General features: G+C 65.8%; 23 protein-coding genes. All 23 read left to right on the top strand.

Annotated elements, in window-relative coordinates:
* Positions 1–209: 209 nt before the first annotated feature.
* Positions 210–1,577, top strand: a complete 1,368-nt coding sequence (gene creD / locus AAF184_16235) for a cell envelope integrity protein CreD (protein ID MEO0423889.1) — start codon at positions 210–212, stop codon at positions 1,575–1,577.
* Between the two features lie 313 nt (positions 1,578–1,890).
* Entirely contained in the window at positions 1,891–2,226 is a 336-nt protein-coding gene (locus AAF184_16230; GenBank protein ID MEO0423888.1) for a gamma-glutamylcyclotransferase family protein, read from the top strand.
* Between the two features lie 185 nt (positions 2,227–2,411).
* Positions 2,412–2,813, top strand: coding sequence for a hypothetical protein (locus tag AAF184_16225; GenBank protein ID MEO0423887.1), 402 nt, complete (start codon positions 2,412–2,414; stop codon positions 2,811–2,813).
* A gap of 346 nt (positions 2,814–3,159) precedes the next feature.
* Entirely contained in the window at positions 3,160–4,713 is a 1,554-nt protein-coding gene (locus tag AAF184_16220; GenBank protein ID MEO0423886.1) for a hypothetical protein, read from the top strand.
* A 163-nt stretch (positions 4,714–4,876) separates the two neighbouring features.
* On the top strand, positions 4,877–6,103 hold the full coding sequence (locus tag AAF184_16215) for an imelysin family protein (protein ID MEO0423885.1): 1,227 nt from the start codon (positions 4,877–4,879) through the stop codon (positions 6,101–6,103).
* 88 nt (positions 6,104–6,191) lie between these two features.
* Positions 6,192–7,568, top strand: a complete 1,377-nt coding sequence (locus AAF184_16210; GenBank protein MEO0423884.1) for an HTTM domain-containing protein — start codon at positions 6,192–6,194, stop codon at positions 7,566–7,568.
* A gap of 134 nt (positions 7,569–7,702) precedes the next feature.
* Entirely contained in the window at positions 7,703–9,751 is a 2,049-nt protein-coding gene (locus AAF184_16205; protein MEO0423883.1) for a TonB-dependent receptor, read from the top strand.
* Positions 9,732–10,199: a DCC1-like thiol-disulfide oxidoreductase family protein gene (locus AAF184_16200; GenBank protein ID MEO0423882.1), complete on the top strand. Its 468-nt coding sequence runs from the start codon at positions 9,732–9,734 to the stop codon at positions 10,197–10,199. Before AAF184_16205 ends, AAF184_16200 begins: the two co-directional genes overlap by 20 nt.
* Before the next feature lie 384 nt (positions 10,200–10,583).
* On the top strand, positions 10,584–10,829 hold the full coding sequence (locus AAF184_16195; GenBank protein MEO0423881.1) for a hypothetical protein: 246 nt from the start codon (positions 10,584–10,586) through the stop codon (positions 10,827–10,829).
* Between the two features lie 44 nt (positions 10,830–10,873).
* On the top strand, positions 10,874–11,425 hold the full coding sequence (locus AAF184_16190; protein MEO0423880.1) for an RNA polymerase sigma factor: 552 nt from the start codon (positions 10,874–10,876) through the stop codon (positions 11,423–11,425).
* On the top strand, positions 11,422–12,048 hold the full coding sequence (locus AAF184_16185; protein ID MEO0423879.1) for a hypothetical protein: 627 nt from the start codon (positions 11,422–11,424) through the stop codon (positions 12,046–12,048). The genes AAF184_16190 and AAF184_16185 overlap by 4 nt, the downstream gene beginning before the upstream one ends.
* A 136-nt stretch (positions 12,049–12,184) precedes the next feature.
* A complete protein-coding gene (locus AAF184_16180) occupies positions 12,185–13,195 on the top strand; it encodes an FAD:protein FMN transferase (GenBank protein ID MEO0423878.1) in 1,011 nt (336 codons plus the stop codon).
* Positions 13,192–14,631 (top strand): serine hydrolase domain-containing protein, encoded by a 1,440-nt coding sequence (locus AAF184_16175; protein MEO0423877.1) that lies wholly within the window; start codon positions 13,192–13,194, stop codon positions 14,629–14,631. The genes AAF184_16180 and AAF184_16175 overlap by 4 nt, the downstream gene beginning before the upstream one ends.
* 261 nt (positions 14,632–14,892) lie before the next feature.
* The gene (locus AAF184_16170) at positions 14,893–15,453 is read left to right on the top strand and encodes an AraC family transcriptional regulator (GenBank protein MEO0423876.1); all 561 of its coding nucleotides are present in this window, start codon (positions 14,893–14,895) and stop codon (positions 15,451–15,453) included.
* 6 nt (positions 15,454–15,459) lie between these two features.
* The gene (locus AAF184_16165) at positions 15,460–17,424 is read left to right on the top strand and encodes a tetratricopeptide repeat protein (GenBank protein ID MEO0423875.1); all 1,965 of its coding nucleotides are present in this window, start codon (positions 15,460–15,462) and stop codon (positions 17,422–17,424) included.
* Entirely contained in the window at positions 17,424–20,216 is a 2,793-nt protein-coding gene (locus AAF184_16160) for a tetratricopeptide repeat protein (protein ID MEO0423874.1), read from the top strand. The genes AAF184_16165 and AAF184_16160 overlap by 1 nt, the downstream gene beginning before the upstream one ends.
* Positions 20,197–20,874, top strand: coding sequence for a tetratricopeptide repeat protein (locus tag AAF184_16155; GenBank protein ID MEO0423873.1), 678 nt, complete (start codon positions 20,197–20,199; stop codon positions 20,872–20,874). Before AAF184_16160 ends, AAF184_16155 begins: the two co-directional genes overlap by 20 nt.
* Positions 20,861–21,307: a hypothetical protein gene (locus AAF184_16150; protein MEO0423872.1), complete on the top strand. Its 447-nt coding sequence runs from the start codon at positions 20,861–20,863 to the stop codon at positions 21,305–21,307. Before AAF184_16155 ends, AAF184_16150 begins: the two co-directional genes overlap by 14 nt.
* Before the next feature lie 4 nt (positions 21,308–21,311).
* Positions 21,312–21,962 (top strand): MotA/TolQ/ExbB proton channel family protein, encoded by a 651-nt coding sequence (locus tag AAF184_16145; protein ID MEO0423871.1) that lies wholly within the window; start codon positions 21,312–21,314, stop codon positions 21,960–21,962.
* Positions 21,963–21,965: 3 nt separating this feature from the next.
* Positions 21,966–22,535 (top strand): biopolymer transporter ExbD, encoded by a 570-nt coding sequence (locus AAF184_16140; GenBank protein ID MEO0423870.1) that lies wholly within the window; start codon positions 21,966–21,968, stop codon positions 22,533–22,535.
* Positions 22,536–22,557: 22 nt separating this feature from the next.
* Positions 22,558–23,100: a biopolymer transporter ExbD gene (locus AAF184_16135; protein ID MEO0423869.1), complete on the top strand. Its 543-nt coding sequence runs from the start codon at positions 22,558–22,560 to the stop codon at positions 23,098–23,100.
* Entirely contained in the window at positions 23,097–24,074 is a 978-nt protein-coding gene (locus AAF184_16130) for an AgmX/PglI C-terminal domain-containing protein (GenBank protein ID MEO0423868.1), read from the top strand. The genes AAF184_16135 and AAF184_16130 overlap by 4 nt, the downstream gene beginning before the upstream one ends.
* Positions 24,075–24,188: 114 nt before the next feature.
* Positions 24,189–24,691 (top strand): ABC transporter transmembrane domain-containing protein (locus tag AAF184_16125; GenBank protein MEO0423867.1); only part of this gene is annotated, 503 nt, incomplete at its 3' end.

Genomic DNA, 24,691 nt, shown 5'->3' with positions numbered 1-24,691 from the left:
GTACGCGTGGCGAGAGGCCACTACACCGCTAGGCGATGGCCAGGGTAGGGGGCCTCCAAGGGGGGTGTCAAACGTCGGCGAGGCATGCCGCAGTGCCACCTTGCCCGCATTGGTCAGATTCGCTCATCGCCACGCCATAGGTCGCCGGCGTCATTGCGTCATTCGGTCCCACCGTGTGCCTCCTGGCATGCCAATGGGGAGCGATATCGATGCTGTCTTCGGACAATTTGCCCGCGGCCGGGTGGTTCAAGGACCCCCTGACTCGGCGCGGTATTATGGTGGCTGCGATGACCCTCGCGATGCTGATTCCGCAGGCCATGGTGCACGGCGTCGTGGATGAGCGCGGTGCGCTCCAGCGAGCGGTGGTGAGCGAGCTGAGTGCCACCCTCGGTGGCCCCCAGGATATCGTCGGGCCGGTGCTGGTGATTCCCTACACGCACAGCACGGTGGTGGAGGAGCGCTTCGGGGATGCGCAGGGCGTCATGCAGCTGCGCGAACGGGTGACCACCCGCGAGCGCGAGTTTCTGCTGTTGCCGGAGCACTTGGACCTGGCCCTGGCGCTCAGCGGTGAGCATCGCCGCCGCGGCATCTACCGCGTCCTCGCCACCACCACGGCGATGCGGGCGAGTGGCCGCTACCCCACTGCGGCCGTCAGTGAGCTGGCCGCGGACGAGGCTAATACCGTGCACTGGGCCCGCGCCTTCCTATCGATCGGCATCAGCCACCCGCGGGCCATCGCCCACGTGGACGATCTGCAGTTCAACGGCGAAGCGGCGAGCCCCGCCCCGGGTACGCGCTTACAGGACCTGCTCGGCGGTGGGTTCCACGCACCGGTGGACGCCACGGCCCTCGCCAGCAACGCGGTGAGCTTCGATCTGTCCCTGGAATTTCAGGGTCTGGGCCCCGTGCGATTTGCCCCCTTGGGCGCCATCACCACCACCACGGCACGTTCGAGCTGGCCACATCCGAGCTTTCTGGGTCAGGCTCTGCCGCGCGAGTACAGCACCGCTGACTCAGGCTTCGAGGCCCGTTGGGAGATCCCCCAGCTCGCGCGCAGCTACCCGCAGGCCTGGTACGCCCATCTGGAGGATCCGGACCTGCACCAGTTCGTCGCCGGGGTCAGTCTGTTCGAACCGGTCTCCGTCTACACCCGCGTGTCCCGCTCGGTGAAGTATGGCCTACTGTTCGTGTTGAGTACCTTCGTGGTGCTGCTCGCCCTCGAGTTGATGATCGGACGCCTGCTGCACGTGGCCCAGTACGCCCTGGTCGGCGTCTCTCTGACGATGTTCTTTCTGGTCCTGCTCTCGCTCGCTGAGACGATAGGGTTCGCCTTCGCCTACCTCCTTGCCTCGACCACCACCGTGGCGATGACGGCGGCCTACGCGGGTGCGGCGCTCGGGTCGACGCGCGTCGGCGGTGCCCTGGGCGTGCTGCTCGCCATCGCCTACGCCCTGCTGTACGGCCTCCTGCAGTTGGAGGACCTCGCTCTGCTGATGGGTACCGTGGTGCTGCTGGTCGCCCTCGGCCTGTTGATGATGCTCACCCGCGGCTTGTCGCGGGAGTGGGGGGCGGACTAGGGGATCCCCAGGGAACGGCGTGCGTCGCGTTCACCGCAGGTTGCACCAAGGCGGAATCCTGACGCCCTCCATCAGTTCTCACAGCACGCCGGGACCGGCAATGCCGAGTGACTCCCGAGGGCGCCCACGATGACTACACCGCATCAACTCGTTTATGGCACCCTGCCGAGTACCGGCGTCGGGGCATTTTCCGTGCTGGCGACAAAGACTGCGTCGAATTCCCGCGGACGTACCGTCGTGTATCCGTCATTGCGGTACATGCCGACGAGTAGGGTGTGGAACACGAGGAAGGTACGCGTTGAGCCAAGATGCGGTGTTGCGCTTGTTTGTCTACGGCACGCTTGCGCCCGGTCGTCGCAACCACCATGTGGTCAGCGATATCCCCGGTGACTGGGAAGTTGCCTCAATGTGTGGGGATCTCGTAGACGAAGGATGGGGCGCTGCCATGGGATGCCCAGCGATCGTGCCACGGGCCGATGGCCCAGCGGTAGAAGGGTTTGTATTCAGATCGCCCGATCTCGATGCCCATTGGCCACGGCTCGATGCCTTCGAGGGCGAGGCATATGAGCGCACAACGGTTGTGGTTACGCTCGGCAGCGGTGAGCAAGTGGAGGCGCAAGTCTACGCCCTCCGCGACACTGGACGTTGAGTCATTTCACCCTTGCTGCGGAGCCTCTTCCGAACGGTCAGCAAATCACACTATTCGCTGACGGGACGCCGCTCACCCAAGAGACCTATCTCGACCACCTTGCCGATGATGCGACCTTTGCCGATTGGTACACGGAGCAATTGTGCAGTGCCGGTGGTGAGGCTGTCTTTTGGGAGCATCCAGCCATGTGCACCGCCACGGCGGACTCACCGACCGAGTTCGTGTTGCTCGATGCACCCGCGTTGGTGGATGTCGCAGCTGAAGGGGCGCCGTTTGCCCAGCATTTCGCGGGCAGCAATGGTTCGGTATGCGCCTTTGATTCCCTCGGCGGTGACGCGCGGCTTATCGCGCCCGTGCCGCATGCGCAGCGCGCAGCCTACGCGCATCTGATGGCGTTCTTGCGAACGGCGCCGGCGGGCCAGTGTCGCGCCCTCTGGTCGGCAACAGGACGGGCGGTGCGGGCCATGCTCAGCGCCCGAGCTGTATATCTCAGTACGTCGGGCCTGGGCGTGTACTGGTTGCATGTGCGCTTGGACCGACGCCCGAAGTACTACCAGCACCGTGCTTACCGCGTCGCGGCGCGTTGAAGTGGCTCGACAGCCGGCGCTGTAGGTCCTCGAGCCAGGCTCCTCGGCTGAGATGACCGGGACCCGGATCGGGTCGCGACATCCGCCATAGCGCCGAATGAAACTCATAGAATCATCTAGTTACGGGTTTCGCGGCGCGTTAATGAGAGCAGATAAGCGGGCGGCTGAGCGAGGGGCTGTCAGCCTGAAGGTCAACCCGCGCAAGCTCCGGTCGAGTTAGAACAGCCCTCCATCCGCGGTCGCCTGCCTGTCAAGCTGAACCTCAATCTGGTTGTAAATGAGAATTGCTATTGTTAACGTGCGCGCGCTACGCCACGTATGGCGAACCACACACAGGACTAGTTGCATGATCAGAAGAATTTCCGCTCCCCTGCTCTTGGCGAGCGTGCTCGCACTCGCGGGCTGTGAGGGAGACGACGGCATCGCGGGCCCGGCAGGACCAGCAGGCGCTGATGGCGCTGATGGCGCTGCGGGCCCTCCGGGTCCCGCTGGCGATGCCGGCACCGCCGGCAGCTTGCAGATCGTGGGCGACACGGTGACCGCGTCGGCTAACGATCTGCGTGGCATCACCTACGCTCAGGTCGCGCCCAACGCCAACAAGATCTACGCGTCCGGCCACGTCGGCACCACGGACGACACGCGTCAGATCGTAATCGCTCGCTTTTTCGCCGACGGTACGCCCGATACGAGCTTCGGCGGCGACGGTTTCGTCGAGCTCGAAGCGACGGCGACCGAAGGCAGCGGCGACGAGAACTCCTACGGCGTAGCTGAGCTGCAAAACGGCGACGTCGTGGCTACGGTCAACGCACTGGACGCCGACGGTGGCCAGTCCGTGTACCTCTTCCGCCTCGATGCCGACGGCAACCAGGTTGCCGGTTGGGGTGATGCGCAGGGCAAGGCCGAGGTCGTCTTCGGCTGGGCCAACGCCGACAACGGCGATTTCCCGGGTGCACCCGCTACGTTCCCGGCGGACATCGCATGGGACGTCCAGGTCGACCGTAGTGTGATGACCGATCGCGTCGTCGTGTTCGGCCAGGGCGCGGCCGCTGATGGCGTTCGCACGGACCGCGATCGATACGTCGCTCGCCTGGACATCACTGACACGGGTGCTGAGACCGACGCGACGTTCAACGGAGGTGTTGCCTACACCTACAACGCCACGGGCGTGCTCAACGACAACCAGCGTCGCGGTACGATCGAAGCAGACGGCAAGATCGTCGCCTCCGGTTACACGGATCTCGGTGGCGTCCTCGACAACCACATCTTCCTCATCCGCCTGAACGTGGACGGCACTCTCGACGACACTTTCGGGGGCTTCAGCGATGAGGCGACCATTCCCGCCACCCCGGGCATTGCGGTCTTCAACCCGTTCAAGGCAGACGTCGGCTACGCGGAAGCCTACGCAGCTGGCTTCCAGGAGGGCACGTCGTCCTACGTGGTGGCAGGCTACGGCGAAGCGACCGCGAGGGACTCCATGACCGGCTCTTCGCTCGGTTACGAAACGTCCATCGCTCAGGACGTCGTGGTGTTTCGTGTCTCGAGCGGCACCTCCACCGCTATCGACATGGGCTATGGCAACATGGGCACCGTGGCAATTCAGAGTGAGAGCCAGGGCTACCCCACGAACGAGGATCGCGGCCGCCACATCGTGGTGCTCCCAGACGATCGTGCGCTCGTTGCGGGTCGCTACGGCGGTAACCCCGCAGCGTTCATTCTGACGGCCGAGGGCGTGCCCGATACGAGTGTCTTCGGAGATGGCATCATCGAACTGCCGAACGATGTCGTGACCAGCCAGTTCTTCGGGCTGGCGCTATCGCCCGACGGCACACGCGTAGCGTTGTCCACCAACACCAACGATGCGGGCGCCCGCGTCGTGGTGATCAAGGTCGCGTCGAACTAATCACGCGATCGCGCCTTTTGTAAGTGGCCCCGGGTTCCTCAGGAAGGGAACCCGGGGCGCCGTTTTTTTGAACGTATGCTGGAGAGATCTCATGTCGTCTGAACGGGTGTTTCCGAGGGTCGTGTGGCCAGGGGTTGGCTTGCGGTTCGCTGGGCCGCTGGCGGTGACACTTATTCTGGCCGCCTGCGGTGGCGGCGGCGGCGGCGGTGGTGGCGGTGTTGCGCAACCGCCGGATCCGGATCCCGCGCCGGATAACGACCCGCCGCCTGAGACGGGCGATGATGCGCGCCGAGTGGTGCTCTCCGATATCGGCACGGCCATCATCGTGCCGGCTCTCGAAGACTTCGACATGATGGCGACAGGCCTGCAGGCCGCCGCGGCTGCCGTGGAAGCCGCCCCTGGTGACGTACCGACCGCCGATGCGGCCAAGGCGGCGTGGAACACCGCGATGACCTCCTGGCAACGTGCCGAGGTGCTGCAGGTCGGGCCAGCCGGTCGTTCGACCAATCCTGATGCCGTGGCTGGCGGACAAGACCTGCGTGACTTCATCTATTCGTGGCCCTTTACGCTCGACACCTGCGCGATTGAAGCGGCTGCGGCCAACGGGGATGCGGTGGACGGCACCACGCCGATCAACATCACTGGGCTTGGCGCGATCGAACACCTGCTTTTCACCGATGCACCGGATCCTGCCTGCGCGTCCCAGCCGGATGCGGCAGCCCGAGCGGCCCATCTGAGCAGGCTCGCGGATCGCGTGGCGCTGCTCGCCACCAGCCTGCTCGAGCGCTGGGATCCGGCGGCCGACAACTACCTTGAGCAATGGAGCACGGCAGGTCTCGAGTCCAGTGTTATCTACAGCCGACCCCAGGATGCCCTGGACGCACTCTCGATCGCCTTGTTCTACGTGGAGAAGCAAACCAAGGATCGCAAGGTGGCCCTGCCGACCGGCCTTCCGGTGACGGACCTCAACTGTGCCGATCCCATCGCGTGCCCGGAGTTTCTGGAGTCGCGCCTATCGCGCCGTACGGGGCAGAACCTCATCGTCAACTTCGAGGCGTTTCGCGATTTGTTCACGGGCGTCGATGGTGGTATGGGCGTTAACGATCTGCTCATCGGTATCGATCGCCAGGATCTCGCCGACCAGATCATCGCCGAGGTCGACGACGTCCTGGCGTTACTCGCGCAGATTGAAGGCGATACGGGCTTCGACGCGGCGGTGGAGGCGATCACTGACAACGATGAGTGCGTCAATGCGTTCTCGTCGTCCTCGGGCCTACCGCCGTGCGCCCTACTTGGTGTTATGAAGACCGCGCTGGACACCTTCCGTGGACCCGTCGTGAGTGCCCTTGGACTCGCCGTGCCCTCTGCTGCTGCGGGCGATAACGACTGACGCTAGCTTGAGATAGATGGCTATCGCATCCCGTAGCGAAGGTGTCGCAGGGGCGGGCTCGACGCTCGTCGATCGGGTACTTCGCGAACTGGCAGCGCCGCGAGACATCGCGGCGCTTGCCGTTTTCCGTATCCTGATCGGCGCTCTGATGTGCTTCGGTGCGTTGCGTTTCATGCGCAACGGTTGGATCGAACGCCTCTACGTCGAGCCGCAGTTCCACTTCAAGTACTGGGGCTTCACCTGGGTTCACGTGCCCGGTGAGGTCGGTCTGTACCTTCTGTACTGTGGCATCGCGCTGGCAGCCCTCTGCGTGGCCATCGGGCTGCTCTATCGAATCGCCATCATCGCCTTCTGGTGCATGTTCACCTACGCGGAGTTGATGGACGTCACCACGTACCTGAACCACTACTACTTCATCAGCGTACTGACGCTGATCATGTGTTTTCTCTCTCCGCATCGCGCCTGGTCCGTGGACGCCTGGCGACGACCGCCCTTGCGCACCGAGACGCTACCCGCCTGGCAAACCTACTGGGTGCGATTTCAGGTCAGCTTGCTGTACTTCTATGCCGGGTGGGCGAAGTTTGAGACGGATTGGTTGTTGCATGCACAACCGCTGAACATCTGGTTGCCACCACACAGTGGGCTGCCGTTACTCGGCCCATTTCTCGAGCAACCGTGGGTTCACTTCACCTTCTCTTGGTTCGCGTTTCTGTTCGATACGCTGATCATAGGTTTTATGCTGTGGCGCCCGGCAAGGCCCTGGGCGTTCATCGTGATTTTGGTGTTCCACTACTTCACGCACGTCTTCTTCAATATCGGCCTATTCCCGTTCATCATGGTGTTTTCCGTGCTGATCTTCTTTGAGGCGGGCTGGCCTCGGAAGGTGGCAAGCCGCCTGCGTCTCCCGCTGCCGACTCGGTCCGCCGCCGTTGCGCTCGCCCCGGCGGAGCGGTGGGGCGCCTGGCGTGGCGGGGCAGCCGTTGCGGTGGTGTTGTTCTGTGCGTTCCAGTTCCTGATGCCGCTGCGCCATTGGTACTACCCGGGCACGGTGCTGTGGCATGAGCAAGGCATGCGTTTCTCCTGGCGGGTGATGCTGCGGGAGAAGTCCGGTAGCCTCGAGTATCGCGTGGTGATTGGGCGCCAAGACGGCACGCGCCGCACGGTGATCGTCTCCCCGCATCGCTATCTGACGGAAGAGCAGTATCGTGAGATGGCTGGGCAGCCCGACCTGATTCTTCAGCTGGCGCATCACATTCGCGACGACTACCTGGCGCAGGGGTTTGACACCGTAGAGGTGTACGCAGAATCCCTCGTCTCCCTGAACGGCCGAGCGGCGCATCGGATGATCGATCCCTCGGTCGATCTCAGCCGCACCCGGCTCGGACTTGCACGCGCGGCGTGGATCACTGCGCCGCCGACCGAGCCCCCTCCTTTGCAAAGACCCTTGCGACTGGACAGAAAATGAACATCTCCTACGCTCACGGCAGCGCGTTAATCGCTTCTTTGATACTGGGCTTTTGTCCCGCGACCAATGCACAAGAGTCGTCTTCGGACTCAACCAACGATGATATTGACGAAATTGTGGTCCGCGGTGTCTTCGTGGAACCCGATCGGGTCACCGGCTCAGCCCACCGGGTTGATGAGCAGGCCCTGGAACTGTACGAGTACAACGACATCAACCGAGTACTCAACTTCGTGCCCGGTGTGTATGTCCGTGAGGAAGATGGCGTCGGTTTGCGCCCCAACATCGGCCTTCGCGGCGGCAGTGCTGACCGCAGTCAAAAGGTCATGTTGATGGAGGATGGTGTGCCTCTATCGCCAGCCCCGTATTCCGCCCCTGCTGCGTACTACTTCCCCCTGACCACACGCATGGTGGGCGTGGAGGTGATCAAAGGACCGGCCTCGATTCAGCACGGTCCGCAGACTATCGGGGGTGCGATCAATCTCGTGTCGGCTCCGATTCCCGAGTCCAGCGAGACCATGCTCCAACTTTCAGGTGGTAACTTTGGTCATCGCCTGGCGCATGTGCGGGCGGGTACCCAACTCGACCGAGTGGGATTGCTGGGTGAGTTTGTCCACCTGAGCGGTGATGGCTTCAAGGACATCGATGGCGGTGGGGATGCCGGGTTCGAGAAGAATGAACTGCTGCTGAAATCCTCCTTCGCCATCGGCCCGGGAGAGCTCGAGCTGCGCTTCAGCTACGCCAACGAAGTATCCAACGAAACCTACCTCGGACTGACGGAGGCCGATCTGCGCGAGGATCCGTTCCGGCGCTACCGAGCGAGTGTCCTCGATCGGATGGAGTGGGATTGGGCGGCGGGTCGCATCGACTGGCGACAGCCTCTGTTCGGCGGCCAACTCAGCGTGACGGGCTACTACCAGTACTTCGATCGCGCGTGGCGCAAGTTCAACAATTTCAATGGCGCTGATATCCGCGAGGTGCTCGCCAACCCGGAGAGCCCCTTCAACCAGCTGTTCGTCTCCATCCTGGATGGCAGCAACACCGATGGGGTGAGCGGCTCGCCGGACGACATACGCATCGGCACCAACGATCGGAACTTCTACTCGACGGGCCTGCAGAGCGAACTTCAGTGGTCCTTCGGTCAGCGTGTGAGCCACGCCTTCGAGGTGGGCCTTCGCGTGCACGCCGACCGGGTGCGCCGATTGCACGATGAGTTCGGCTTCGAGCAGATTGACGGGGAGATCATCGAGAACGACCAGCCGCGCGACATTGTCACGGACAATACGGGGCAGACCGAGGCGCTTTCCGTCTGGATCCGCGACGAGATCGACTTCGGTCGCTGGAGCGTGGTGCCTGGAGTTCGCATCGAGGCCATTAGCAACACGTTTACCGACCGACTGGCTCAGGGCGAACAAGACAATGAGTACTTGGTTGCATTGCCCGGGCTAGGTGCTGCATTCGACGTCACTGACGACCTGATGCTGCTCGTCGGCGTGCATAAAGGCTTTTCGCCGGCATCGCCCTCGCTGACCGAGGATATCGAGCCGGAAGAGTCGTGGAACTACGAGGCCGGCGGGCGCTGGAGCGGTCCGCTCGGCGACCTAGAGGTCATCGGGTTCTTCAACGACTACAGCAATCTCACCGCTATCTGTACGGTCTCGGCCGGATGTTTGCCGGAGGAGATCGGCACGCAAACGAACGCTGGTGAGGTGCGGACTATCGGCGTGGAGGCGGGCTGGAACAAGGCGTTCCGGGTGTCCTCGGGCCTGAGCCTTCCCCTCGCCGCAAGCTACACCTACACGGATGCCGAATTCCGCGATGAGTTCCAGTCCTCCAACCCCCAATTCGGCGATGTGCAACCTGGTTTCGGGTTGCCCTACGTGCCGCCCCACCGCGCTAACGTCAATGCGGGATTGGAGGGTGCCGACTGGGGGCTGCAGCTGTCACTCACCTACATTGCACGCATGCGAGATCAGGCAGGTACGGGCCCCATTCCGGAAGATGAGGGATCTGACGAGACCACCTACCTGGATCTGGCTGCCTACTACGAGGTCACAAAGCGCTTCAGGTTGGCCGGCCGTCTGGACAACGTCACCGACGAGGTCTACGTGGTATCGCGCCGTCCGTTCGGAGCCCGTCCGGGACGTCCACGTATGTTCCAGCTCAGTGCAACCTATCGCTATTGATTCGCCGGAGAGCGGTGCCCGCCCCATCGCTGGAGGCGGGCCCAGACCGCAGGAGTCTTGGCCTGAGGATGGCGAGGCGTGGGTTGTCTACGATGGCGACTGCCCCTTCTGTACGCGCTACACGCGGTACCTGCGGCTCCGGGACACCGTGGGCAGCGTTCGCTTGATCGACGCTCGCCAAGGGGGAAGGGTCATAGATATGCTGAAGGCGCGCGACCTCGACCTGGACGAGGGTATGGTGCTGCTGCTAGGCGGGCAGTGTTACCACGGCGCTGATTGTCTTCACGCCCTCGCACTACTGAGTTCTCGTACGGGGTGGTTTAACCGCTTCAATCACGCACTCTTTCGACATCCGCGGGTCTCCCGATTGGCGTACCCGCTATTGCGCGCCGGTCGGAACCTGGTCCTGCGCCTGCTCGGCCGATCGCCCATACACGCTTCTGACTAGCAGATCAGCCGAAGGTGGTGTTGGCCTCCTGGACGGGGCCGCCTGCGGCCTCCAGGGAGGAGCTGTTACAGGCCTGCGCGACCCGCTGTTCCGCGTGCGGGCCTACCATTGCGACCGCGAGAAGGATGCCCACAAGAAGCGTCAGCAGCTTGTAGTGCGTGGGGGCGCGGTGTGCCGGGGCCACGGGGTTACTCCTAGGTTGTTTATGAGGGGCGCAAGTCGAACCAGCGCCTTCTTGGTCCCATCGCGACAGCGCGGTGCTTTTTCCCTCGTCCTCAAGAAAAATACTCCTCAGCGCGTGTAATGATCCCTGCAAGCCGTGGACTACCCGAGTGAACAGCCCGCGCGGATGGCGGGATCTGCTAACCACGAGGAGATTGCCCGATGCACGCGCAGCGCTTTACTTTCAGTTCCCTCACCGCCCTACTCGAGGGCATCGATCCGCAGCGGGTCGCCTTGGCCGCCGGCGTGTTGGTGCTACTGGTGCTCGTGTGGCGCAAGCTGCGTGACGGCGTGTTGATGAGCATCGTCTTCGGCGCGGTCTTCCTCGGCGCGCTGGGCGATGAGGACCGCCCGCCAGAGGCCGAGCCCACGCCCATCGCGGCCACCCCCACCGTCATTCTGGCGTGAGCGCAGCGGCGCCCCTAACGCCGAACCTGGGTGGCATCGCTCCTATGCTTCGGCGCGAGGAGGAGCTTCCCGTTGCCGAGGCGACCGACGAGGGTAGGGCGCCCCTCGCCCTTGACGATGTGTTGCGCGAGCACGGGCCGATGCTGGCGCGCATCGCGGCCACCTACGAGGCCGATCCCATGCGCCGGGAGGAACTGGTGCAGGAGATCGTGCTGGCCATATGGCGATCTTTGCAGCGCTTCGAGGGGCGCTCGAGCGTGCGCACCTTCATCGCGCGCATCGCCCATAATCGCGGGGTGAGCCACGTGGGGCGCGAGGTCCGTCGGCCGCAGACCTTCGATCATGACGAGGGCGTCGCGCACGCCGTCGCCGGGCCCAGCCTGGATCCCGCGCAACAGGTGCACGCGGAGCAGACCTACGACCGGCTGGTGGCGGCCGTCGCCCGACTCCCCCTGGGGCCCCGGCAGGTGATCTCCCTCGCCCTGGAGGGCTTTGACAACGGTGAGATCGCCGACGCCTTGGGGATCTCGGTCAACAACGTGGGCGTGCGCCTGAATCGGGCGCGGCGCGTCCTTCGAGAGGAGTTGGGGGCATGAGCGGATCGCCCGCCGATCGCGACGACCTGAGCGACCTGCAGGCCCTCTGGCAAACCCAGCCGAGCGCCGTGAGCGTGGACGTCGACCAACTCCAAGCCACCCTGCGCCGGCGCCAGCGCCTAACGCGTTGGATGATGTGGGGGGATTGGTTGGTCACCGTCGTGGTGCTGGTGCTGATCGCCTGGGTGGCGCTGACCTCGCCCGAGCTGGACCTCAAGACATACGTGTGGATGGGTTTTCTCGGCACCGCTGGGGTGGCTGCCCTGCTCGCGGGCATCCGGGTGCGCCGGCCCGTGTGGTCCGTGGCCGAGGGGGTCGACGCGGATGCCCGTAGCCTCATCGACGCCTCGATCCGCCAGGCCGAGGCCAGCCTCGGCATCGTGCGCATCGTCTATTGGACCGTCGGCGCCTGCTTCGTCTTTATGGTGGGCTGGGGGGCGGGCGAGTTCTGGGGTGGCGATCCGCTGACAGGGGATGAGCAGCGACGGCGCTTGCTCGCCTACGGCTTCGCCCTGCTCTACGGCGGGGCCTTCCTGGTCGGCGGCGCGGTGGTCGCGCGGCGCAAGCGGGCCGAGATCGCCCGCTGGCAGTCCCTGCGCGAGGCGCTCGCCGCCGAGGAGTGACGTCGGCTTCTGACAACGGGTTCACAGGCCGCGGGTGGCGGCTACGGTAGCGTCCGCCGCGTATCGGCGATTTGACGGAACATCGCCGATCCCTGTTGTCTTACCCTCTCAGCTTTGCCGTGGGAGTGATCCGCGCATGTCCGACCTTTCCCGACGCCTCACCGCAGGTGCACTCACCCTCGCTTGCCTGATGGTGGCTGGCGCTGCCCACGCGAACTGGCATTCGCGCAGCGAGGGGATCATGGGCACCAACATCGCGGTTCAGCTTTGGCACGAAGACGAAGCACTGGCTGAGGAGGGGCTCGATGCGGTGATCGGGGAGATGTACCGGATCAACGCGCTGATGAGCACCTGGCAGGAGGAGACGCAGCTGTCCGCGGTGAATCGCGACGCTGCCGATCATCCGGTGAGTGTCTCGCGTGAGCTGTTCGGCCTCGTCGGTCGCGCCCTCGAGTTCTCCGCGTTGACCCACGGCGCCTTCGACATCACCTACGCGAGCGTGGGTTACCTCTACGACTACCGCGAGGGCATCAAGCCCGAAGCGCAGGCGGTGGAGCAGGCCCTGAAGGCGGTCGACTACCGCTTCGTGAAGATGGACTCGCAAACCCACAGCATCTCCTTCGAGCGCGAAGGCGTGCGCATCGATCTCGGCGGCATCGCGAAGGGCTACGCCGTGGAGCGCGGCATCGCCCTGCTGCGTGAGCGCGGCATCGAACACGCGATCGTCACCGCCGGCGGCGACAGCCGCATCCTCGGCGATCGGCGCGGGCGACCGTGGACCGTGGGGATTCGTAACCCGCGCACGGAGGGTGCGGTGGTCACCCGCATTCCCCTGGTGGACGAGGCGATCTCCACCTCTGGCGACTACGAACGGTTCTTCGAGGTAGACGGTGTCCGCCACCACCACATTTTGAGGCCTGGCACGGGGGAGTCGCCGCGCGAGGTGATGAGCGTGACCATCATCGGTCCCGACGCCACCACCACCGATGCCCTGTCGACCGGCGTCTTCGTGCTCGGGGTGGCGGACGGCCTCGCCTTGATCGACTCCCTGGGGCCCTACGAGACGGTGATCATCGATGCCGAGGGCACGACGCACTATTCGAGCGGCCTGGTCTCGCCTGCCACGAGCGGTGGCACGCGGCGGTGAGTGCGAGGGCGTCCTCGGTCCTGCGTAGGTTCCAGCTTCACCTAGCGCTCCTATTGACTTGCGGCTGCCCGCTCGTCGTTGCGGGGCAGGCCGTCCCGGAAGGTCTACTCGCCCGCCTCGACGCCGTGCGCCAGGAAGAGCAGGTGCCGGCCATGGGCTTGGCCCTGGTGAGCACGCGGCAGGCGTTGCACGTGGGTGCCTACGGCGTGCGGGACCTGGAGTCCATGGTGTCGGTTGACGAGGACACGGTGTTTCGGGTCGGCTCGATCACCAAGACCTTCACCTCCCTCGGCGCGCTGGTCCTTCAGGAGCGCGGCTTGCTGCGCCTCGATGACCTCGTCACCAAGCACCTCGACAACCCACCCTTCGACAACCCCTGGGCCGACGAGGCGCCCGTGCGCATCGCCCACCTGCTCGAGCACACCGCGGGCCTGCAGGACATGATCCCCGACGAGTGGGCCGTGACCGAGCCGATGAGCCTCGATCAGGCCCTCGCCTTCCGCCCCGCCTCGCGCCGCCTGCACTGGCCACCCGGCACCCACTCCTCGTACTCCAACTCCGGTGCGGGCGTGGCGGCGAAGGTATTCGAGGAGGTCACCGGGCAGGCCTTCGAGCCCTTCCTGCGGGCAGCACTGTTCACCCCCCTTGGGCTCGACACAGCGACCCTGACCCCCACGCCGCGCACGCTCGCGCATCTGGCCCAGGGCTACGACCGCGACGGCCGCACGCCCATGGCCTACTGGCACATGCTGTATCCCGCCTTCGGCGCCTTGAACCTGACGCCGCGCGACATGGTGCCCCTGCTGCAACTCCTGCTGGGGGAGGGCGAGATCGAGGGTGAGCGCCTGCTGGCGCGCGAGTCCATCGCTCGCCTTGAATCCCCGCGCACCACCTTGGCGGCGAAGGCCGGTCTCACCACCTGGGGCTACGGCCTCGGCAACTACACCTGGGCGCGCAAGGGAGTGATCTGGCACGGCCACGGCGGCGACGCGGACGGCTACCTCGCCCACTACGGCTACAGTCGCGAACTCGACCGGGGCTACTTCCTGGTCATCACCGCCTTTCGCAAGTCCTCCCTCAAGCGCCTGCGGCGGGTGATCGAAGACGCGCTGGCCGAGGAGGCCGCCTCGCTCGCGCCGACGCCACCCCCCATCGCCGCCCTGACGCCGAGCGAACTCGACGCGTACGTCGGCGAGTACCGCTCGGCCACCACCCGCTTCGCTGGCTCGTCGGGTAAGCGCATGGTGATCGAGCGCGAGGGCGGGCGTCTTCTGACCCGCATCGGCGACGGTCCGCCACGCCCCCTCCTGCCGGTGGGCGATCATACGTTTCGCCGCCCCTGGGAGCCGGCCGCGACGAGCGCATTCGTGCGCGATCGCGAGGGCACCCTCTACCTGCAAGGGGACATGGGTAACCTCCAGCGTGTGACGCCCTAAGCGCCTTTGATCGCCGCTTTGTGAAGCCCGTCAGATAAGGGCTTGTAGTTGTGACCCGACACATTGAAGGCGAAACGAGGCGTATGGGAGCGTAGCCGGGCCCGATGAGCGGCCTCCCGCGCCCCCACACCGGCGGTGGTGGACGCCCTCTCTCGCGGCTCGAGAATCATCTTTCGCGACCTGACGGGTGCCAAGCGTATGGGGACGGTATCGGGCGACCGGCAACAACGGTGTCGGCGGACACTTACGAATGGGCGATCGTTGGCCACGGCATCGGGGGGTATCCTCCTGAGTGCCGCCTGCCTGCTAGGTGGGCTTGCCAGCGCCCAGGAGAGCGAGGCTGAGGCGCCCCTCAGCCCGCCCGCCGATGCGCCGCTGAAGGCCATCGACCAGGAGGTGCAGGACCTCAAGAGCGAGGTGCTGGCGCTGAACCGCGACCTCTTCATCCTGGAAGAGGAGTTGCTGTTCCCGGCCAATACCCAGGTCACGGTGTTCCTCTCCTTCGACGTCGGCACCTACTTCGCCCTCGATGGGGTGGAACTGGAGGTCGATGGCAAGCAGGTGGCCAGCCACCTCTACACCCAACGTGAGGTCGACGCCCTCGTGCGCGGCGGTGTGCAGAAGCTCTTCGTGGGCAACCTGCGCGCGGGTGAGCACGAGCTGGTCGCTCGTTTCACCGGCAAGGGCCCCCACGGGCGCGACTACCGCCGGGGAACCACCCTCGAATTCGAAAAGGGCCTCGGCACCCGCTACGTGGAGCTTCAGATCCACGACAGCGAGGCCAAGCAGCAGCCCGAGTTCGTGGCGCGGGTCTGGGAGTAGCGGTCGATGGGTCGAGGCTTAAGCGTCGCGTTGCTCGCCTGCGCGTTGATCGGCCTTGCCGACGACGCGGACGCGCGCCGCAAGCGCTACGAACCTCGCGTGCGGGACCTCCACTACGGCGAGGTCCTGTTCCACTTCTATCAGTACGATCACTTCGCTGCGATCACCCGCTTGCTGGCGGCCCGCGAGCAGGAGCGCATCGCTCACCACAGCACCGAGGCGGAGCTGCTCCTCGGCGGCATGTTCGTGAGCTACGGCCAGCAGGAGGACGCTGAGCAGATCTTCCAGAGCCTGCTGGCCCAGGATGAGCGCGAGGAGGTGCGCGATCGGGCCTGGTTTTATCTGGCCAAGATCGCCTACCAGCGCGCCCAGCCCGACCGGGCTGCCCGCGCCCTCGGGGAGATCGGTGGATCCCTGCCGCGCGACCTCGACGCCCAGCGCAAGCTGCTCGCATCGCGCCTGTACATGGACACGGGCCAGTACGATCAGGCAGCGGCCCAGCTCGAGCGCTGGAAGGGTTCGGACGAATACCTCGACTACGCGCGCTACAACCTCGGCGTGGCCCTCGTGCGCGGCGGCGACGTGCAACGTGGCACGCGCTTCCTGCAGCGCATCGGCGCCGGCCGCGAACAGCCCGACCGGGTGGGTTTCTTCGGCAGCCTCGGCTACCTCTTCACGCCCTGGCGCCTGCTCAAGCGCGAGGGCGCTATCGACGTCGATCTCACCTACGAGGAGCATCAGGCCCTCACGGATAAGGCTAACGTCGCCTTGGGGTTCGCGTTCCTTCAGGACGACCAGCCGGACCAAGCCGCCCGCTACCTGGGTCGCGTGGAAGACGCGAGCCCCTGGAGTGCCCGGGCACGCCTCGGCCTCGGCTGGGCCTACGCAGCGCAGGGCGAGTACCAGCGCGCCCTCGATCCCTGGCAGGCGCTGGAGGCGGGCGACCCCTTCGACCCCGCCGTGCAGGAAGCCTTCCTGGCCGTGCCCTACGCCCTCGGCAAGCTCGAAGACTACCCCGGGGCCGTGGATCGCTACACGGCCGCGATCGGCACCTTCAACGACGAGATGGCGCGCATTGATCGGGTCGCCTACGACGCCGCCAGCGGGGGCTTTCTGGGCGAGCTGCTGGCCTCCGTCGAGGGCGATGACCTCGGTTGGTTCTGGCAGCTAGAACGCCTGCCGGATACACCGCAGACACGCTATCTGTACCGCTTGTTGGCCGAGCACTCGTTCCAGGAAGCCCTCAAGAACTACCGAGATCTGCGCCTCCTGCGCCAGAACCTCGAGGGCTGGCGCGAAGGCGTCTCGGCCTATCAGGACATGTTGGCCTCGCGTCGCACGCGCTTCGACGATCGCGTTGAGCTGATGAGCGAGGCCCTCGCCAGCGGGCGTCTCGGGGCGCTCGATGAGCGTGGCGAGCGGGTTCGGGCGCGTCTTGAGCGCGTGCGTGTAGAGGCCGATGCGGCGGGTTTGGTGAGCGCGGACGAGCAGGCTGTTCAGGAGCGCCTCGGCCGCGTGCGCGATCGCCTCGACACGCTGCCGGCGGACGCGGGACGCTATACTGAGCAATTGGATGAGCTGCGCAACAAGTACCGGGTCCTGGATGGGGTCCTGTCCTGGCAGCTGGAAGAGGAGTACGCCGCGCGCCTGTGGGATCGCACGAAATCCGTGCGTGAACTGGACGGCGCGCTGGCCGAAGCACATACGCGCACGGAGGCGCTGCTCGCCGCCCGCGAAGGGGCAGACGAGCGCCTGCAGCGATTCGCTGAACGCGTGGAGGCCATCGTGCCCCGCGTGGACGCACTCACCGCACGGATCGACGGGCTCATGGACGAACACGGCGATTACATCTACGCCTTGGCCACGCGCACGCTGGATCAGCGCCGCGCCCGTCTGGCTGCCTACCTCACGGAAGCGCAGTACGCCCTGGCGAGCGTCTACGACAGCGCCGCCCACGGAGACGCGCCCTGATGGCTGGGCACCTCGTAAGGCATGCACGGCGGACCTTGGCCCTGGCGGTGGCCGGCATGGTGCTCGGCGCTTTGCCCACGCACGGCCAGGTGCTTTCCGATTTTCTGGACGCGGAGCGCGCCCGCGAGAGCTACCACGCGTTCCTCGAGCTTGCGCCCGCCGATGACCCCCGCCGCGCCGATGCCCTGCGTCGCCTCGCCGACCTCGAGCTCGAGCGGGCGGAGGAGCTGCTTCTCGAAGAGGAGCGTCTGGATGCGGCTCAGGCGGCCTACGGCGAGGCGATCCGACTCTACGCCGAGCTGGTCGATCGTTTCCCCGATCGCGCCGAAGGCGATGTGGTGCTCTACCAGCTCGCGCGCGCCCACGACCAGCGCGGCGAACCCAACGACGCCGTGCTCGCGCTTTCGCGCCTGGTCACCGAACATCCGGATTCGCCCCTCGTGGACGAGGCCTGGTTCCGCCAGGGCGAGGCCTACTTCCTGCGCCAGGACTTCGACCTGGCGGCGGATGCCTACGGCCAGGTGCTCGCCATCGGCGATGTATCGGACTTCTTCGATCAAGCCCTGTACAAGCAGGGCTGGTCCCTCTTCCGCGAAGCACGCTACGAAGACGGGACGGCCGCCTTCTGGCACCTCGCCGGTCGCATCCTCACCCCGGACGAGACGGCCTACAGCCAACGGGCCGAGGACGACATCTCTCGCGCCGAGCGCGAGCTGCTGGACGATGCGATTCGGGCGATGAGCATCAGCTTCTCCTACCTGGAGGGCGTCGACTCGCTCACCGCGTTCCTCGCCACCCAGCCGAAGCAGGGCTTCGAGCACCTCACCTACGCCGGCCTCGGCGATCTCTACCTGGGTCAGGAGCGCTTCAACGACGCCGCCATCACCTACGATGCCTTCTCGGTGGCCTACCCGGAGCATCGCGAGGCGCCGGTGCTGCAGCTGCGGGTGATCGATACCTACGTCAACGCCGGCTTCTCCGACGAGGTGCTCGCCGCGAAGGAAGCCTTCGCCGAGCGCTACGCCCTCACCGCACCGTTCTGGACCCTGCACGCGCCCGCCGAGCTGGAGGACGTGGTCGCGGCCCTCAAGGTGCACCTGACCGACCTGACCGAGTACTACCACGCCCGCGCCCAGGCCGGTGCGGAGGCGGGTACCGACGATTCCGCTGCCGACTACGAAACCGCCACCTACTGGTACCGCCAGTGGCTCGCGTCCTTCCCGGCCGAGGTGGAGACGCCGGGCAAGCGCTTCCTGTTGGCCGAACTGCTCTTCGAGCAGCAACGCTTCGCCGAAGCCACCGAGGAATACGAGCGCACGGCGTACGAGTACGGTGATCACATGCAGGCCGCGGAGGCAGGTTACGCTGCATTGCTGGCCTACGATCGCGAGGCCGAGCGCCTCGGTGATGGTGCGGGCCGCGACGGCTGGCGTCGCCAGGGCGTGGACAGTGCCCTGCGCTTCGCCGTCACCTTCCCGACCCATGCACAAGCGGTCGCCGTGCAGACCCGTGCCGCGGAAGACCTGTTCGCCTTCGGCGAGTACGCGGCGGCGAGCGATGCCGCCGTGGTGGTCACCACCTGGGATCCGCCGGCCGAATTGGCCCTGGCCCGTACTGCCTGGACCGTGGTCGGCTACGCCCAGTTCGAACTGGCCGACTACCTGCGTGCCGAACAGGCCTATCAGCAGGTGCTCGCCCTCGATCCCGAGCCGCAGGTTCGCGAAGACATGACCGAACGCCTGGCCGCAAGCGTCTACCGCCAGGGCGAGGCCCATCGCGACGCGGGCGACCTCGAGAGCGCCGTGGAGGACTTCCTCCGCGTGGCCCAGGTGGCGCCCGACTCGTCGATCACCGCCACCGCCGACTACGACGCCTCCGCCGCCCTGATCCAGCTCGAGCAGTGGGAGCGGGCGGCCACCGCCCTCAACGACTTCCGCGCTCGCCATCCGGACCACGAGTACGCGGCCGACGTCACCCGCAAGCTGGCCACGGCTTACCTCGCCACGGGCGACGCCGCCGGTGCCGCCGTGGAGCTCGAGCGCGTAGCGCGCACGGACGGCGAACCCATGGACGTGCGCATCGACTCAGCCTGGAACGCTACGAATCAGTACGAGCAGTCGAACAACCCGCCCAAGACCCTCGCGATGCTCGCCTACCTGAGCGATCAGCTGCCCGTGAGCCTGGACGAGCGCGTCGATGCGCAGGAGCGCACGGCCGCCACCCATCAGCGCCTCGGCAACGGCGCGGCGGAGCTCACGGCCCTGCGTCGCCTGGTCGACATCGATGCAGCGGCGGGCGCCAATCGCAGCGATCGCAGCCGAAGCGCGGCGGCCGGCGCCGCCCTCAAGCTCGCCGACGTGGAGCGCGAGCAGTTCGAACGGCTGCAGCTCACGCTGCCGATCCAGGAGAGCCTCACCGCCAAGCGCGGTGCCATGGAGAGCACGCTGGATGCCTACACCTTGGCGGCGGGCTACGGCATCGCCGACGTCAGCACGGCCTCGGCCTATCGCATCGCGGATCTCTACCTCGGCCTCGGTCGCGCCCTGATGGACTCGGAGCGCCCGCGGGAGCTGAGTGAATTGGAGCTGGAACAGTACGAGTTCCTGCTCGAAGAACAGGCCTTTCCCTTCGAGGAACAGGCGATCGAATTACATGAGGCCAATGCGCGTCGCACCGTGGATGGCGTGTTCGACGAATGGGTGCAGGCCAGCCTGACGCGCCTCGCTGAGCTGGTGCCAGCGCGCTACGCCAAGGCGGAGAAGGGAGAGACCCTTGTCAGCTACATCGATTAATCCCGGTCGCCGAGGCGTGCCGGCCCGTGCAGGGGCGCACCTATTGCTCCTGCTCACCGCTGCCCTCGTGGTGGGCGGTTGCTCGTCCGTGCCTTCCGCGCGCAAGGCGAAGGGCGGCGAGGAGGGTGAGGCCGACGCGGTGGTCGTGTCAGCCCAGGTGCAACGGGATTACGGCGCGGCCTTGGCGTTGCTCGAGGCGGGCGATTTCGCGGCGGCCCGCGAGCGTCTCGAGGCGCTCGTGGCGGCGCAGCCTGCGTTGCTCGGCCCACGGGTGAACCTCGGTATCGCGCTCTCGGGCGAGGGCAACTACGAGGCGGCCCAGAACGCCTTGCTCGCCGCCATCGAGCTTCGCCCCGAGGCGGTGGAGGCCTGGAACCAACTTGGCGTGGTCTACCGCCAGATGGGGCGCTTCCTCTCGGCGCGCGAGGCCTACGGGAAGGCGATCGCCGTGGCGCCGGACTACGCGCTGGCGCACTTCAACGCCGCCGTGTTGCACGACATCTACCTGCACCAGCCCGCCGAGGCCCTGGCGCACTACGAACGTTACTTCCAACTCGCAGACGAGCCGGACGACCGGGTGGAGGCGTGGATCGCCGACATGCGCAGGCAAGTGGAAGCCGAACAGCGAACGGCAGGAGTGGTCGATGAAGAATTCTAATCGTCGGATGCAGCGCATCCTGATCGCAGCCCTCGCCGGCATGCTGCTCGGCCCCAGCGCCTTCGCCCAAGAGCAGGAGGCTGCGGCGAGCGAGACGCCTGCCGCACAGGAAGCGCCGGGGCCCGCCGTGGACACCTCGCCGACGCCTACGCGCGCAGCTCGGCGACGCGGCCGACAAGATATCGAACTACAGACCACCTCCGTGAGCGGCAACCGCGAGTTGCCCCGGGTGATGGTGGTGGTGCCGTGGAAATCCGCGGCGCCCGCAGAACTCGGCGGACGACCCATCGTCAGCCTGGTGGAAGAGGCCCTGGCCCCCGTGGACCCGGAAGTATTTCGACGCGAACTCGAGTACTACGGCTTGCTTCACGGTGGACCGACGGATGACGCAGCACAATTGGCCAAGACGGCGACTAACCTGACTGAGGAATAAGTTAATGAACGCCTACAACGCGGTAGTCAGTTTCTTTCAAGACGGCGGGATGTTCATGTACCCGATCGTCATCGTCTTTGCGATTGGTCTCGCCATCGCCCTCGAGCGTTGGGTGGTGCTATCCATGTCTGCCGTGCGCAACCAGCAGGTGTGGAAGAAGGTCACGCCGCTGCTGAAGAGCGGCGACTACAACCAGGCGGTCATCGTGACCCGCCAGTCGAAGACCTCCGTCGGCAAGATCCTCTCCTACGGCTTCGATCGCCTGCGCAGCTCGCGCCGTCGCGACGACATCGAGCGCGCCATGGAGGAGAGCCTGATGGAAGAGGTGCCGCGCCTCGAGCAACGCACGCACTACCTCGCCACCTTCGCCAACGTGGCCACGCTGCTCGGCCTGCTCGGCACCATCATCGGTCTGATCAAGGCGTTCACGGCGGTGGCCGCGGCCAATCCGGCGGAGAAGGCTGACCTGCTGTCGGCCAGTATCTCCGTGGCCATGAACACCACCGCCTTCGGCCTGATGGTGGCGATTCCCCTGCTGCTGATCCACACGGTGCTGCAGTCGAAGACCTCGCGCATCGTCGACTCGCTGGAGATGGCGGCGGTGAAGTTCCTGAACAACGTGAGCGAGCGCACGGCGCAGAAAGAGGGCGCCTGAGCCATGGCCATCGGTCGGCGCAAGTGGCGAGAGCGACACGCCCAGGAGACGGCGGAGCTCAACATCACGGCGTTCATGAACCTGATGGTGATCCTGGTGCCCTTTCTCCTGATCACCGCCGTGTTCTCACGCCTGGCCGTGATCGAGCTCAACTTGCCGGGGCCCGATGGGGCGGCGGCCCAGTCGGAGCCTGAGGAGACGCTCAACCTCGAGATCACCGTGCGCGCCAGCTACCTGGAGGTGGGCGATCGTGACACGGGGTTGCTGAAAGCCTTCGCCAACACGGCGGATGGCCGGTACGACCTGGCCGCCCTCGCCGACTTCCTGAAGCAGGTGAAGGTGCGCTACCCCGACAAGACCGACGCCACCGTGCTGCTGGAGCCTGACATCGAGTACGACGTACTCGTGCAGGTGATGGACGCGGTGCGCGTGGAGCAGGTGGTGGAGAACGGCAACAAGCAGTTCGGAGAGCTGTTCCCCGAGATCGCCGTGGGCGATGCCGTGCCTGCCTCGCCCGGCGTCGAAGCTGCCCTGACCGCCGACGCCGCGAGCGTCCTCGATGCGGGCGACTGACGCCTTCTAAGGAGCACTGATAGTGTCAACCAGATTCAATCGTCGCTTCAGTGGCGGGCGGCGCAACGCCAACGCGTCTGCGGCCGGGAAACTGAACCTCGTTTCCCTGATGGATATCTTCACCATCCTGGTGTTCTTCCTGCTGGTGAACTCCAACGATTCGCAGGAGGTACCGTCCTCGAAGATCCTCGCCATGCCTGAGTCCGTGGCGGAGGAGAAACCGCGCGAGACGGTGGTGGTGATGGTCACGGCCGACCGCATCCTGGTCCAGGGCCAACAGGTGGCCACCACGGACGAGGCGGCTGCCGTGGATGGCAACATCATCGCGCCCCTGCGCGAGGCCTTGGCCGCCGAACACGAACGACTGATCGCCGATGCGGGCCTTGCGGCCGACGATGAGCCGCCCACCCACGAGGTCACCATCATGGGCGACAAGGGCACGCCCTTCCGCCTGCTGAAGAAGGTGATGGCGACCTGTACCGATGCGGATTACACGCGGGTCTCCCTGGCCGTCGTCCAGCGCGCCGGCAAGGATGAGGCTGCAGGTGGAGGTGCCCAGTCATGAGCACTTACGTGCACAGCTACTACCGCGAGTACGACCTGCCGTGGAGCGTGCCCGAGGTCGACGCCAAGCGCCTGAACAAGTTCACGGTGCGCGTGCTGGCCGTCACGCTGGTGCTGGCCCTGATCGTGCCGATCCTGCCGACTCAAGATGCCGAACAGGCGCGCCCCGAAGAGGTGCCTGAGCGCTTCGTGAAGCTCGTGATCGAGCGCAAGAAGCCGCCACCGCCGCCGCCCGTGGTGCAACCGGAGCCCACGCCGGAGCCGGAACCTGTGGTGCAGGAGAAGCCGCCCGAGCCCGTGCCGGAGGTGACGCCTGAGCCCGAACCGACGCCGCCCCCGCCCGAGGTGAAGCCTCAGGAGCGCGTCGCGGAGGCGCGCGAGAAGGCCTCGCGCACGGGCGTGATGGCCTTTGCCGATCAGCTCGCCGATCTGCGCCAGCATACGGCGGTAACCGTGGCCGCTAAGCCCCAGGCCCTATCGGATTCCGTAGCTGCGGCGGATCGCAGCGAGCGCTCGCTGGTGACTGCAGGTGCTGGGTCAGCCAGTGGCGGTATCAACACGGCGGGCTTAAGCCGCAACACGGGCGGCACTCAGCTGACCGGTCGACAGACCACCACGGTGGAAAGCGACGTGGCCGTGGCGCAGGTGGCGCGGGCCGCAGCCGAGGCAGCCGGTGCTGTCGCCGTCACGCGCAGTCGCGAAGAGATCGAGATGGTGTTCGACCGCAACAAGGCGGCGATCTACGCGCTCTACCGTCGGGCCTTACGGCAAAACCCCGGCCTGCAGGGCAAGCTGGTGCTGCGCCTGACCATCGCGCCCTCCGGTCAGGTGGTGGCCTGCGAGGTGGTGTCGAGCGAGCTGAACTCGCCCGAACTCGAGGCCAAGCTCGTGCGTCGCGTTCGCCTCTTCGACTTCGGTGCGAAGGACGTTTCCGAAGTCACGACGACCAAGCCGATCGAGTTCTTCCCCGCATAAAAATCTGCCGCGTCTAGCGCGGCTCGGAGACCGCACCGGGCAACCCTGGTGCGGTCTTACGTTATCCTCTGCGCTGTTGGGCGCCACCCCCGCGCTCGCCGGATTCGATCGTCCATGGCAGATCTTTCCAAACAGCCGTTCAGGCTGTTTCCCCTGTTGCGCCTGATCGTGGCGCCCGACGCGGGTTTCTTCTACGTCGCCGCCATCTACGCGGTTGCCATCAGCCTCTTCACCCTTGCCGTTCCCATCTCGGTGCAGATCCTGATCGAGGCGGTGGCCAACACCACCGTCGTGCGTGCGGTGGTGGTGCTGTCCCTCGCGCTGTTCGCCGTGCTGGCCTTGTCCGGATTTCTTGTCGCCCTGCAGGTGTGGGCGATGGAGGTCTTCGAGCGCCGTTTCTTTGCCCGCATGACCTCGGAGATCGCCCTGCGCCTCGTCTACGCGGATCACGATGCGCTGCTAAAGCGCAACCGCGACGACTTGATGAACCGCTTCTTCGAGATCATGAATCTGCAGAAGACCCTGCCGGCCATGGCGGTGGGGGGCACCACCCTGGTGCTGCAGACCTTGGTCGGCTACGTGGTGGTGTCCTTCTACCATCCGGTGTTCTTCGCCTT

It is taken from the genome of Pseudomonadota bacterium (assembly GCA_039815145.1).
In the GTDB taxonomy this organism is placed as follows: domain Bacteria; phylum Pseudomonadota; class Gammaproteobacteria; order Steroidobacterales; family JBCBZW01; genus JBCBZW01.
The sequence above is the reverse complement of the archived record's forward strand: the minus strand, read 5'-3'. Positions and strand labels throughout refer to the sequence as shown.